The organism is Emticicia sp. BO119 (assembly GCF_013912375.1).
GTDB lineage: Bacteria > Bacteroidota > Bacteroidia > Cytophagales > Spirosomataceae > Emticicia.
This window is the reverse complement of record NZ_JACETV010000002.1, coordinates 423,449-438,483: the sequence shown is the minus strand read 5'-3', so window position 1 is coordinate 438,483 and position 15,035 is coordinate 423,449. Positions and strand designations below refer to the sequence as shown.

Genomic DNA, 15,035 nt, shown 5'->3' with positions numbered 1-15,035 from the left:
CTAAAGAGTATGAATGACGTAGAAGTATTATTAGAATCATTCGAAAAAAAAGGAGATGTACTCATTCATAAATCTGGCAATAGTAGTTTAAATTTATTAAAGCTTTTTACATACCTTAAGCTATAGCAAAAACATGAGCCATCCCGAATTTCAGAAGAATGGCTCATGTTTATTGACAACTTTACGAAAGTTTAATAACACCCTTTTATTTGTGCCTTAAATACGGCTCCTGCCTGTGTTTGAAAACCAGGCTGAAGGGTTACCGATTTACCTGCCTGATAATTAACTTTAGCTGTTGTAGCAATTATATTGGCTTGTCCTGATGGAGGTGCTGTCAGTGTTTGATTAGCTATATAAGTTTTTTGATTAAGAATAGTTCCGGCGACAGTTCCGCTATTTCCTACGAGGCTTTCATCAGAAGCACCGATAAAAGCCGGGAAATTTACATTGCTTTCATTGCCTGATGTAATACCATTATAGTTTCCTGAGGTTGCAACTGCATTGTTTAACACAGTGATGTCATTACCTTGCCCTGTATTTGCATTAAAATTATAGAATGCCCGGATACTATTTTCCAACCCTGAAATATAGCGTGATTGATATAAATTACGGACTTCATCAGCCGTTAGCATTTTATCCCAAATGGCGAAGTCGTCCATTTCACCATCAAAGCCTAGTGTACCCGGAGCCCAACCTACAATCAAAGTTCCCATACCAGCAATAAAATGAACACCTGTTACATTAGAATGTACTAATTCTCCGTTTCTATAGATATATAAGTTTTCTCCATTATTACAAATAGCAATAAGTTGCCATTCATTCGAAAAGGTAATATTTGTAGGATAATAGGTAGTCCACCATGAATATTGTCCATTAAATTCTAAATTACCATTATTATCAAAATTCAGCCAAAGGCCTTCTCCACCCCAGGAATTAGAAAAAATGCCACGTTTAGTAGTGCCATCTGAATATGAATCGGGTTTCATCCAAAAAGTAATACTACGCTGCGGAATTGAAGATGCTGCGATAGAACCAAATGACACCAAACTGTTTCCATCAAATTTTACAACATTTTTACGACAATGAGATTGCTCACAATTACCTACTGCAACGGCAAATATTCTTGCAGGAGATACATTACTAGCGGTAACAGCATACACCGTTACGGTACCTGAAGTAGCATTTGCGCCCAATTCAAGTGTTAGTGTATTCCGATTAGGTTTTAGTGTAGCCCCGGTTCCGCTATAAGACCACTGATAATTTAAAAAAGTTGAATCGGGCACATAAAAATAGGCTAACGAATTTTTACAGAAAGTACCTGGGCCAGCTGTAATACTTTGCGGTTGTGCAGGAACTGTACAAATATTCTTAAAGGTAACTGTAGGGCCTTGCGTAGTTCCATTGGCCGAGGCTCCGCTAGTAGCCATATTGGTCACGTTTAATCCCGGCCCTGTACCTGTCCGGTTAAAATTATAATATACTTTCAGGTCTTCTTCATAACCAGCAGTATTCCCATTCATAAAATTACGGATGTCGTCAATTGTCCATGAATAATTAAATATCCTGAACTCGTCAATCATTCCTTTAAAATAAACATCAACGCCATGGTCATTGCCAATAGAGAAATCTGAATTATTAAAATTAAATGTTCCAACTATTACTTCACCCATAAAAACGCCATTTTTATAAACTAAAGCTTTACCAGTGGCAGGTAGGGTAGAAACTGCTATATGTGTCCACTTTTTACTTTCAATCGAAACATTTGGCATGACTGTCCCCTGAATTTGAAGATGACCACCATTAATGCGTAAGCCGAGACTTGCCATTCCAAAAAAAGACGCATAAGTATTATCAAAGGGATAAATCCACATTTCTACTGTTATTTCATTCGAAAGTCCTGATACAGCCCCTGAAACAACTTTATCTCCATTATAGTTATACCCATCCACATTTCTATAAGAGCCATCTGAAGTTAGCAAGGCTTTGTCCAAACATCTGGGTGCTGTTATATACACTTCTCCGGAAAAAAATCCTACCGGACAAGCGGCATCGCTTAATGAATTGATAGTAAACAATGTACTGGCTGTAATGCCTGATTTATTGATTAATAAAGTATTTGATGAAGAGGTATAAGAAGATCCATCAGATAGGGTCATATTCCAGGGAGCTGTTCCGGTAAAGTTTATATTCAATGAGGCTTTCCCATTAGCAATAAAATTAACTTCTGAAGCCGCTGAAAGCGTGGCAGTAGGAGAATTCTGGTTCACATTCAGAAAAATTTTCCGTGCAGGCCCTGCACCGCATTCAGTAAAAGGCACACAATAAAGCGTATCAGAGGTGGCATTGGCCTCAACATTTAAGGTGATAGTATTACCAAAAGTGGCATTTAATGTAATTCCAGTACCACGATAAGACCATTGATAGCTTACACCAGATACATTAGGCACTGTATAAGGCACATTCACCTGCCCTTTGCATATATTACTACTACTTTGAGTAAAATTGCCCGGTTGAGCAGGCTTGCAGGAATTATTCTGAGGAATAAACTTTACAACAGACATCCCATTGAATGGGCCAGATAGCGGAATAGTTAAATCGGGACTTAATTGTGCACTCGCATTCCCGGTGAGCATAATGGAATTTTCGTTGGCTGCCATGACTACCCCCCCTCCATCAGCAAAAATATCATAAATCCACTCACAGGTTTTATCCGGCTTTACTTTCGCAAACCATAGTGCGTATGTCCCTCCGATTTTATCACCCAAAGTATAATAACGAGTATAGCTCGGGAAAAACTGCATACCACTCACTAAATATATATTCATGCCGTCGCTATTAATTGCCTCAAAACCATTTCCACTACCAAAAGAAGGAGCAAATAATCTCATGGCCCATACTTCATTCCCGCTGGCATCATATTTTAAGATAAATCCACTGACATAATTATAGCCCAGATTAAAATTCTCTCCGGCAAACGTAAATGTGGTAGTAGGTGAATTTGAATCAAAAGATTTATTGCAAATGGCATATACGTTGCCACTATTGTCTACTGTTATGCCCAATTGGTCACCACTAAAGACATTCACATCAGGCATCTTGGCCCAGGCCATAGTCGGATTTGCTGTATTAATATTATCTATCCTGCATATAAATACTTTATCGTAATTATCCCCAGCTGCTCCGGTTACTATCATACTATTGCCATTATTAATTAGTTTAATTTGCTTAAACCACTTAAACGCAGGTATATTTCCATGAGTACTAAGCCAACCCCCATCCAGCGTCCATTCTTTTTGAGAATTAAGCATTACATTGCCTGCATCTGCATCAAGTGTTGTAAGCAGGGAAGCAAATAGACGTGGCTGATTAAAGTCCTGAGCGACAGCTATCTGGTGGTCAATCGCAAAAAGGCGCGTTGCGTTAATTTCTACCTCTCCACTTCTTGGGCCTGTGATAAATCCGCTATTATTCTCATTCTGATTTTTTACCCATACCAAAGCACCGGTTGAATTGTTTACTTTAATAAGAGAGCCCCCTCTCCAATGCACATTTGGGTAGGATGTTCCATCATATTTAAAATTACTAGGTATGCCCTCTCCTGGTGCAGGATGAACAGAACTCACATAGACAAATCCATCAGTTGCAACATCCAAATCAATAATCGCATCATAAGAAGTTTGCATACCAAATGATTTTGCCCAAAGAAAGGCTCCTGTCGGGCTCAGTTTCATCACAAAGAGTTCGTTACCCCCATCACCCGGATGTGCCGATACCACAGTTGTCGTAATTCCATTATTCGTATAATCAAAAGAGTTAATCATTGTTCCGGCAATATAGCTATTGCCTGTTGCATCCATTTTGATTATCCTTCCTTCGGTCGCAGTACTTCTTCCCGGTACTTCTCCCGGAGGGTGCATGGTTGAAACTGCCCAATCGGTTTTGCCTGGTACTACATGCACCATTGTTTTTTGTAGAGGGCCAACGCATCCTGAAGTTGAGGTACAATTGGCATAGTAAAAAATGTTTTCATAAAGAATAGGGGTAATAAATGTCGATGTACTGGAAGCAAGCAAATTAGCCGGAGATATACTTTCTGCCTTATACCAGTTCACAGTTCCTGCACAACCGGAAACGGTAAGTGAGGCAAAGTTTCCTGCATTAATCATCGGACTATTCAGGACAGGAAGCCCGGGAATGGGATTCAAATGAATACTTAGCTCTCTGGGTAAGCCTACACCGCTGGCATTTTTGGCTCTTACGGATAGGGTGATGTCTTCAATGTATTCAGGGTTCCCGAAATTGATAGTAACAGTCCGACCACCATCAGGCGAGGTTACATTTACCGGAAAAGTAGCAGATCCATTGATTGTGCCAATATTTTCTCCTCCGGTCAGCGACCATTCATAGGAAGTAGGAGTTGCCCCACTTGCTGGTGGGTTGACCGTAAAACTGATACCTGCAGCCCCTTTACAAACCGAAGTAACAGGATTGACAAATGCACCCGGACGGGCGGGTACCTGAGCATATATGTGGATGCTCGTAAGGATGATTAGAATGGATAAAAATGTCTTTTTCATGAGTAGGTTGTTTAATTAGAGTCTTTGTCTTTCTTCTTCTGAGCCGGTCATACGTTTTTGAGAAGCTTTTACTTTCTGATTACCAAAAGAGCGGCTATAGGTAAGCCTTGTGGTACGGGGCTCTCGCAAAAATGTGCTTCTTACATTAAGATTGATAGCCTCAATCCGGCTACTTGAGCGACCCCGGTTTGTCCAGAAAACATCATTGATATTTAAGCGCAATGTCCCTGCGTTTTTTGACAGAGTCTTCTGCAAACCAAATGAAAGCTCGGCGGTTGCTGCGACTCTGGCAATACCATTCAATGAAGGACTTCTATAAAAGAAGAGCATTTCTCCCATCATTGCATGGGGCAATCTGAACGAATGGGAGGTATTGAACTGCGCATTCCAAATAGTGCGATTAAATGGAGCATTCTGAAAAACAGTTTTTATTTTTTGCCAGTATCCTGTAAAGCTATTTTGTGTCTGCCACCATTTGGTAAAAGTGACAGGTATACTTGTAGTAAAAGTCAGCGTCTGTTGTCTATCAATATTTTCAGGAAAGAAATTGACCCGATTATTGGCTGCATCAATGTGCGGGAGATATGTAGCAATTGCATTTTTATCATAACTGTATCGCAACGAAAAAATGTATTTTTCTTTCAGTACGTAGCTGCTTTGCAGTACTTCTGAAATAGTCGGAAGCAAGTTCTCATTGCCATAAAAGAAAGTGTTAAGATCTGCAAAAATAACCCATGGAGCCAAATCCTTGTACGAAGGTCTGGTAATGCGCCGTCCATAAGAGAAGTTTAAAGTATGGTCTTTACTGATTTTATCTGAGACCGATACATTCGGAAAGAAATTGCCATAATTCCGTTTTACCAATGACTGTCTCGCAAGGGTATTAATATCAGTCTGCGTATGTTCATATCTTGCACCAATCTGAAGTGTAACTTTCTTAAAAAGCTGTGTGGTAAAATTGCTATAAACCGCCCCGATTCGCTCTGTAAGCTTGTATTGCTGACTAAAAGTAGACTCTGTAAGCCATTGATTATCTTCATGGATTTCCATTAAGACTTCATTCATCAAATTTGTTGAGGTCAGCTTTGCTCCGGTTTCCCATTTGTTTTTAAGAAAAGGCCTGGCGAAATCAGTTTTAATGACCCATAACTTTATGGGCGTATCTTTATTAACTCTGAACTCTTGTTGTGCCAGATTATTGCTCCTCAAATCTGTCGATTCCGCCAGATAATACGTTGGATCAACGTTTCTATAATACAACCTGTCGGCATCAATACTCCACTCAAGTTTGTTCCTGAAATTATGCTTCATACTCAAATTCACCATAGCATTCTCCCATACATTAGCTTCGTTAATGCCAACTTTGTTTTCGGTAATCATCTTATTATTCAGATAAACATGGGACACTGATGGGATATGCTGTCTGTTTGTATTATGAAAACCTGAAATCAAACCACTAAATATTGTATTAGGTTTTAGGTTATAATCAAACCCTATTTTAGATGTGTGTACGGGGCTCTTCTGATAACGGTTGGCCACAAGGTTAGTTTCCAACAACCCATCGGGTTGTGTAACAGAACGAAAAGTACTATATTGCACCCAATGACGATTACGTATATACGAATAATCTCCGTATAAATTCAGTTTTTGCCTACGATGATTCAGATTAACACTTCCCGCAGGTCGTTCATACCAACCATACCCCATAGTGGCCGACAATGAAACATTGGTTCCATAGTTGAGATTCTTCCTGGTGATTATATTAATCAAGCCTGCGTCGCCTTCCGCATCATATCTGGCGGGTGGGGTTGTAATGAGTTCAATTTTCTCAATGGTATTGGCAGTCATTCCTTCTAACAGCTGAATGACTGCCTCCATAGGTAAGCGTGTAAGTTTTCCATTAATCAAGACCATCACACCAGACTTACCACTCATAGATAAGACATTGGTCTGGCGATTGACACTCATACCAGGCGAGCGTTCCAGTACTTCTAGCGCAGTTCCCCCTGAAGCCGTAATGCTGCTTTCTACATTTACTACCAGACGGTCAGTCTGTTGTTCATATAAGGGCTTTTTGGCTCTTACAGCCACTTCTTTTAATTGAGCTGTTAATTCTTTGGCTATGAGCAGAGTCATTCTAAGCTCTTTTTCAGAAGCCGCTATCTGAAAATGTGCACTTGAAACTTTTTCATAACCTATCATTGACGCACTTATAAAATAAGTTCCTTCTTTAATGTTTTCAAATTGATAAAATCCATTTTCAGTCGCAATACTTCCTTTTACCAGAGACGAGTCTTTCGTTTTAAGCAATAGTACATTAGCAAAAGACAATGGCTTATCGTCATTACTTCTGATTTCACCCATGATATGGCTTTGGGCCACACTTTCAAAAGTAAAACAGAGCATTAGAATGGTAAAAAACATTTTCATTGATACCGGTATTTAGTGACAAGGACTTATGTGATGGAAGCTGTATAAATTTTATTATCTCTTAAAAAATACGATAAAAGAATTAATTACATCCTGCAATCAGCGCTTTAAAAATAGTCCCGTTATCAGCAGTAAAGCCAGGGTTTAAACTTACTGACTTATTACTCTGATAGGTTACATTGGCAGTTCCGGTAACTTTATTGGCAGCATTAATAGTCTCGTTAGTTTTCTTTAGTTGCGTTCCTGAGTTGTAATCATCAGGTGTACTACTCAAGGTAATAGCAATACTACAGTTATTGATTATCACTATAACAGGCTTTATATCTATACACCCTGAAGAGGTAGTGGCCTTTATATAATAGGTACCTGAAATTGCTATGGCTGAAGGGTTTGACAAAACAGTAGTGCCACTATTGTTGATATAATAACCCAGCGTAGTGCCACCTGGTAGCGTGCTACCAGCTCTGATTGCTGCCAGCGTGATATTGACGGTAGATGGTGGAGCTACCGGCGCAGGATTGTTAATAACTAATACAGGCTTAGGGTTAACTGTAATAGTGAGAATATTAGAGTTTTCGCTTGTGAGCGAATTAATAGTACAAGTAGCCGTGAGTGTGAGCGTATTAGCAGGGTTAATAGTACGGCTACTACCTGTTCCGTTATCACTCCAATTAACGATTCCGCCCGCACAACCTATTGCTGAAAGTAACACTGGACTACTTGCGCAAACAATAGAGGTGTTAGCACTGATTACAGGTGCGTCAGGTGCCTGACATTGCACAGTAACCAATATAGGTGCCCTTACTGACTCACAGTTGCCATTTCCTCTGCAACTCACGTAGTAGATAGTATTGGTAGTCAGATTATCTGTTGTATAGGAAGTACCTGATGAAAGATAAGCAGTTGAAGTAGCACTGGCATACCAGCGATAACTTTCATACTGTGGTGACGACGTATTACAGCCCGAAGCAGTAAGGGTAGCAGTTGCGTTACAGGCAATAGTTATATTATTACCCACTGGTGTACCAGTTGCCGCATAGACATAAATAGTTTTACTGTTTCGGGAAGAAGTATTGTCGCCAATAGTGCAATCGGCATAGTAATAGTAATAATTGTTACTGCCTGAAGTATTATAAGTTAAGATGGGTGTAGTAAAGGCCTGGCCAGTACCTAACAAATTCCCACCCTGATAATTATCATACCATTTAACTGTACCATTGGAACAACCAACAGCAGTTAAAACCACCGCAGCACTACCACAAACATCTCTATTCGATGTGTGTATTACTGGTGCTGCTACAGAATTAATTACATTTACTTCTACCTCATTTCGACTACTGGCACAACCATCTATCGTACAGTCTGGATACAAAGTAAAATCTGTAGTGACATTGTTTTGATTGTACTGACTGCCCGTAAATATCAAACTCCCCCCATCATAGGCATTATACCAATTCACAATACCATTCGGACAAGAAGTGGCATATAAATGGACGCTACTACCTGAATTGATATTTAAATAAGTTGATGGAGAAATATCAGGCTCATCGGGAATAGATTTAACAATAATAGTAATACTCTTGCGGTTGGTAGCTACCCCTCCAACTACACAATCGGCATAGATTGTACGTGTAGAACCATAAGGATTGAAGCTATATTCATAGGGTAATCCTGTATCAGTTTCAATGGAAGTATTACTGCTGCTGGTCTCAAACCACCTTACAATTCCAGTACAATTGCTGGCAGTAATAACCACATTATCGATTGTATAAGCACAAAAATTATTAGCTGATGGTGTTAATACAATTGGAGTAATGGCATTATCTACAGTAACTGTTACAGGTACTCTGCCAGATTCGCAATTAGCGTCTTTGCAAGAAGCATAATAGACAGTAGTGCCCGTAAGTGCAGGAGTAATGTAATAGGTTTTATTAGATAACTCTGGAGTGATTGTTGAGTTAGCAAACCAGTAAATAGTGCCCGAGCATCCAGAAGCTGTAATTACCGCATTTGAACCCGGTGTAACTACCATATCATTGGTAACAGGTGGGGCAGGTATTTCATACACTACAATGTATTGATTGCTCCTGCTGGAAGAAGTAGTATTATTAATGGTACAATCAGCATAGTAGTAATGATAATTACTACCGCTATTACTATAAGTCAGTAAAGGAGTTGTAAAAGTCTGACCCGTACCCAATAAGTTACCGCCATTAGAGGCATCATACCAGTTTACAACTCCATTTGTACAACCCAAGGCTGTGATAGTCCTAGTATCGCTCCTACATATTTTAGTATTAGGTACATATAATGTAGGGGATTGTACACCGTTCGATACAAATACGGTTGTCGTATTTCTGGTACTTTCGCAGTCATTTGCTACACAGGCTACATAAGCACTAAATGTCTCTGTTATATTGGTTTTAGTATAAGTACTCCCATTATGCAATACATTATTAGTAGCATCATACCACTTGGCTGTTCCACTCGCACAACTTGCCTGAATAGAAACATCACTGCCTGTATTAATAGTTAAATAGCTGCCGAGTGAAAAAACAGGAGAAGTAGGAATGGGATTAAGTATAACGGTACAGGAATTACTTGCAGGAGTTATAATACTGCAATACTGGCATTGTACAGAATAGGTTCCACCAGTAACCTGAATACTACTGGTAGTAGCACCATTTGACCATATAGATGAGCCCGCGCCACAACCCGAGCTCAGAACAGCACTGGTACCACAGGCATAAAAAGTAGTAGGCAGTGTTGGAGTGGGGTAATTACCACCTGGTAATGAGGTATGTTCTGGCTCATAAGGCGACGAAAAAGAGATTAATTTAGAAATCCCAAATTGCTCAATCTCAATTCGGTAAGAATAAACATATTCTTTCACATTACAATTTTCGTTAGCAATGCCATGATAGAGTAAAGTCCCTTCTGGAAAACCCGAATAATTAACCTTAAAATAATAAATATCTCCATTTTTGACAACCGTTGCTGTATCTCCTCCATACTCAATATAGTCATCAGGCGTGCCACAATCTCCTCCGGTTCGCCAATGATAAAAATCTCTGAAAACTGTCCTTATTATTCTGACCCTTGTTCCCTCCGGGATATTACAAGTAATAAAATAGTAGTTTTTCCCTGGTCGTAAACGGTCTGGGCCATAAACAGCAGCGCCAGATAAAATATTATTAAACAATGGGGTTCTATGAACAGTAGTTGGATTTATTATACCATAGTCAGGTAAATCAGGCATGATAGGAGTCTTATTGTCTACCGAAAAATCAATAGCTGATATCGGGCTTTTAAACTGTTTATCTGAACTATCTGCTATAATAGCTGTTTGCAAGGCAAGTTCGTTTATCTGGGCGGAAACCGATAAATTCAGAAAATATATAACAAGTAGTAAAAATGTTTTTTTCATAGAGTGAGTTATTCTAAAATTGAAATTTACTATAGCTGATTTTAACTAAAATCTGTTCATAGCCTTTTGCAGGTCTGTTTTCCTACGCCTTGAAACTTCTATTTCCTGCCCGTTACTTAGCAGAACTGAGCTTTGTCGAAGTTTTTCTATATAATTTAGATTGACCACATAAGAGCGGTGAGTTCTGAAAAAATTACAATTATGAAAGCGTTCTTCCAGATATTTAAGAGAAGTAGCCACAATGGTTTTGTGCCCGTCAGAGAAATGGACAATGGTATAGTTAATTTCGGCAATTAATACAATTACTTCTTGAGGACTCACGTGCTGACGCCCTCCGATATGAACAGTAGCATTTTCAATGGTTTTCATGTTGTTTTGGGTTATTTAATTTTAGTGAGCAAAATTGTTATGAATGATATAGTTAAAACTCCTGATTTCAGGTAGACTCAATACTTATCCAGTTTTGCTTGATGGCTTCTTTTATCAAACCAACTACCGATTTTACTCCTGTTTTCCTGAACATATTCCGGCGATGGCTCTCTACGGTTGAAATACTGATTTGCAGTTTTTCTGCGATTTGTTCAATCGTATGCTCATTAGCAATCAGATTCAGAATTTGCATTTCTCTGCTGGTAATCTTATCAGGCATAGGGTGTTTTTTGATGCTACAAAGTTTTAAAAAGCAGAAAGAATAATTTTTCATGGTTTGCCATGAAATCGTATCATGGAAAACCATGATTTTTAAGAATTCAGCTTTGAAATGAGAGGAAAACAGTAGAATTTTAAATGTATTTACATTCGTACACCTTAAATAATGATAAAATACATTTTCTGTTTTTTTTTAGGAATATTGGCTTTCAATCAGAAGACGGTAGGTCAAACGGAAGATAGCCTGGCTACTGTTATTACCCAACTGAAAGGTCAGGTTATCTCTTTTCATCGGGATACGCTCTTAGTGGTAACTTTGAATGAATATGCTAAAAAGAAAATCCCGACAGACGAGCCCTCTGTGGGGCTTCCCTATGCACAAGAAGCAGAAAAAATCGCAGCTAAACTGCATTGGAATAAAGGATTACTAATGTCTTATCAGACTATCGCAAATATTCAGAATGTGGTTAATCGTCATTACGAGGCAATCGAAACAGGTTTACGTGGACTGGCTCTGGCAGAAACTCAAAAAGACAGATATTATGAAATAGTATTTGCCAGATCCCTGGGGAATAACTACGACATGCTTGATAATTATACCGAAGCCCTACCCTATTATGAAGCCTGCTTAAAAAAATCAGAAAACTTTCCGGCGGCCGCCTTTGTGAGAGGAAACTGTTTTGTAGAATATGGAGATGCACATCGCTTTCATTTAAAGCAGCCACTCAAAGCCAAAATGTTAATTGAAGAAGGGATTAAAATCTATCAGGCTGTAGCACCTACTTCTTTAGGATATGCCTATGATTATCTGGGACAGGCGCTCACTGATTTAAAAGAGTATAAAAAAGCGGAAGAGGTATTTAAACTTTCAAGAACCGAACTTGAAAAAGCTAAAAAAATCTACCTTATCCCCGAATTGCTCTTTCATACGGCCCGGCTGTACCTGATTCAACAAAAGTATGGTATAGCCAAATCGGTGGCTCAGGAGGGAATAATTTATAGCCGCAAAATGGGTACTGTTTATGGCGAAAGCGAGGCCGCTAAAATTCTATACCTCGCCCGCAAAGCAACAAATCAACCCAAAGAGGCACTCCTCGCCTATGAAAGATTCACGCTTTTGAGAGATTCACTGACCGAAGTAAATATGAATCGACGCTTTGCGCAGGTACAGGCAGAATACAAAGCTCAGAAACAGAATGCACAAATCAATCAGTTAAAATTAAAGGAAAAGAACCAAGAAATAGCAAAGCAAAAAATGCTTGCCTACTTTCTTCTGGGTTTATTATTGGTGGCTATTGTAGCGGTTCTATGGATTATTAAAACTAATAGACAATTGAGACAAAAAAACCGTGAGATAAGCGAGGCAATGTTGCAGGGGCAAACTATTGAGCGCAAACGGGTAGCTGCCGATTTGCATGATACCTTAGGCAGTACTATGTCATCATTAAAATGGACAATGGAAGCTATTAATACGCAAAATCTATTGCCCGAAGAGCAAAGAGTGTATGCAAATCTGAAAGAAATGTTAGAGGGTGCCTACAATGAAGTACGACTTTTATCACATAATCTATTACCAGAAGAATTTGAAAAGCAAGGATTACAGGAAGCTTTGAAAGGTTTAGTCAGGAAAATAAATAATAATGCGAAAATCAGATTTAGTTTAGATATATATGAGGGTATAGGAAGGTTAGATAAAAAAACAGAGTTTGAACTCTATAGTATTTGCTTAGAGTTAGTCAATAATATTCTAAAACATGCGCAGGCAACAGAGGCTGCCATCATCATCACAAAAAGCCCGCATTTGCTTACACTTCAGATAAACGATAATGGCAAAGTGAAATTTGAGAATACCCATGAAGGGCGGGGTTTAAAAAACGTGCAGACAAGAGTAGACGTTTTGAACGGGAAATGGGAAGTCAAAAATAGTGACGGAGAGGGACTAAGCAATATGATTGTAATACCTCTTTAGTGCTTATTATGAAAACCCATGTCTCACGGAAGATTATTATAGAGTAATTACATATACTTTAGGATTTTGAGTTTAATAATGAATTTTTAACAAAACTACCTTAGTCATGAAGAATATACTCCTTCATTTTTTACTTTGGTTCCAATTACCTTTCGCCTTTGCGCAACCTCAAAAAACAGAATATAGAATTAAGTATAATAATGGCGTTTTATTAGTCAACGGCTGGAAATACCATTCTGGAGACGACCCAAACTGGAGAAAACCTGAATTTAATGATTCGGCATGGAAAAGTATTAATCCCACGCTTTATATAAAAGATATACCTGAAATCAAACCTAATGGTGTTGGCTGGCTTCGGATACGTTTCCGAACAGATAGCTCTCTGCTTAATGAGCCTATGATTCTTCAAATCAGACAATCAGTGGCATCTGAGTTATACCTCAATGGAAAGTTTATACCCCACTATCAGCAAAATAAATCTGACTTCCAGAATACGTCAGGCTATGACCCTATTGGTTATCCTATTTCCATCCATTTTGCTGATACAAAGGAACAGGTTATAGCTATACGATTTCGTGTACCTGCACATATCTCACCATTCAAATACTGGTGGCGTATATATGCCTTGCAATACCTGCAAATCAATCGGGCAAAAGTTGTAGAAGATACAAGAATTTTCAGAGAAATTATCCCTTTCAGAACAGGTATTATGTTTGTTCTATTTTTAGTACATATTGCTTTTTTCTATTTTCAATCTACAAATCGGGCTAATCTGTATTTCAGTTTATATGCTTTTTCAGCTTTTCTGACGAATACTCTTTTCCAATCATTAATGAATTATATTAATAATGTTGAAATGGCCTCCTTTCTTAATCTTCCGGCTATTTTGGCTATACCATTTTCTCACTTGTTTTTAATCTTTGCTTTACATGAGCTATTTCAGGAATCCCGTAAGATCTTATTCTGGGTGGCTATTAGTTTTATTTTATCAGGCTTATTTTCTTACTTTATCAAATATGAATGGAGTCATGACTGGAATATGTTCTGGTCTCCTATAATAGTGGGCATAGCCGCTATCCGTATTACCTGGCAGGCCTTAAAAGAGAAGAAGCGAGGGGCAAAAATTGTATTAACAGGAGCAATCATTTATTTCATAAGTGCCTTTTGTTTATCTCCACCTCTATTCACGAAAACCAGCGGTATATGGTTTCACTTATGGTACACGGCAGAAACACTTAGCCTGCTTATTGCTTTATCGTGTTACTTGGCCTATGATTTCGCATTAACCAACCAGTCATTACGAAAGTCAATATCAGAAATAGAATTACTTTCTGAAGAAAAACAGACCTATTTAATGCAGGAAAACACCAAACTCCAGGCAGCACTTCTACAGGGTCAAACCACCGAACGCAAACGCGTAGCAGCAGACTTGCATGATAATCTGGGCAGCACAATGTCTTCATTAAAATGGGCCATGGAAGCTATCAATATCAAAAACCTTTTGCCCGAAGAACAGAGAGTCTATTCTAATCTGAAAGAAATGCTGGAAAGTGCCTATAATGAAGTGCGACTTCTGTCTCATAATCTCTTACCCGAAGAATTTGAAAAACAGGGATTACAGGAAGCATTAAGGAGTTTTATCAGAAAATTAAATGCCAACACAAAAATCAGCTTCAGTTTAGATATAGCCACGAATGTTGGCAAGTTAGATAAAAAGACAGAGTTTGAGTTATACACTATTTGTCTCGAATTGGTTAATAATATTCTTAAACACTCGCAAGCAACGGAGGCAAAAATAGCTTTAACAAAAGATACGAATCAATTAAGTCTTCAGGTAATAGATAATGGCGTCGGAAAATTTGAAAACAATAGTGAGGGCAAAGGCTTGAAAAACATTGAAGCAAGAATCAAAGGGCTAAGCGGGAGTTGGGAGACAATAAACCATGAGGGTTGGACTCATAGTATAAGGATACCCATTTGAAAA

Annotated in this window: 7 protein-coding genes; 2 read left to right on the top strand and 5 right to left on the bottom strand. The window is 38.6% G+C overall.

Annotated elements, in window-relative coordinates:
- Window positions 1–191: 191 nt before the first annotated feature.
- From H1R81_RS08825 to H1R81_RS08805, 5 genes are all read right to left on the bottom strand, one after another.
- Window positions 192–4,577 (bottom strand): LamG domain-containing protein, encoded by a 4,386-nt coding sequence (locus tag H1R81_RS08825; protein WP_181840341.1) that lies wholly within the window; start codon window positions 4,575–4,577, stop codon window positions 192–194.
- A 15-nt stretch (window positions 4,578–4,592) separates the two neighbouring features.
- Window positions 4,593–7,007, bottom strand: coding sequence for a TonB-dependent receptor domain-containing protein (locus tag H1R81_RS08820; protein WP_181840340.1), 2,415 nt, complete (start codon window positions 7,005–7,007; stop codon window positions 4,593–4,595).
- A gap of 82 nt (window positions 7,008–7,089) precedes the next feature.
- Entirely contained in the window at window positions 7,090–10,434 is a 3,345-nt protein-coding gene (locus tag H1R81_RS08815; RefSeq protein ID WP_181840339.1) for a 3-coathanger stack domain-containing protein, read from the bottom strand.
- A gap of 45 nt (window positions 10,435–10,479) precedes the next feature.
- A complete protein-coding gene (locus H1R81_RS08810; protein WP_181840338.1) occupies window positions 10,480–10,803 on the bottom strand; it encodes a LytTR family DNA-binding domain-containing protein in 324 nt (107 codons plus the stop codon).
- A gap of 67 nt (window positions 10,804–10,870) precedes the next feature.
- Entirely contained in the window at window positions 10,871–11,137 is a 267-nt protein-coding gene (locus tag H1R81_RS08805) for a response regulator transcription factor (protein WP_229251084.1), read from the bottom strand.
- A 111-nt stretch (window positions 11,138–11,248) separates the two neighbouring features.
- Here H1R81_RS08805 and H1R81_RS08800 point away from each other — a divergent pair, with 111 nt between their 5' ends.
- Window positions 11,249–13,051, top strand: a complete 1,803-nt coding sequence (locus H1R81_RS08800; protein ID WP_181840337.1) for a histidine kinase — start codon at window positions 11,249–11,251, stop codon at window positions 13,049–13,051.
- A 106-nt stretch (window positions 13,052–13,157) separates the two neighbouring features.
- The gene (locus H1R81_RS08795; RefSeq protein WP_181840336.1) at window positions 13,158–15,032 is read left to right on the top strand and encodes a sensor histidine kinase; all 1,875 of its coding nucleotides are present in this window, start codon (window positions 13,158–13,160) and stop codon (window positions 15,030–15,032) included.
- Window positions 15,033–15,035: the final 3 nt, after the last annotated feature.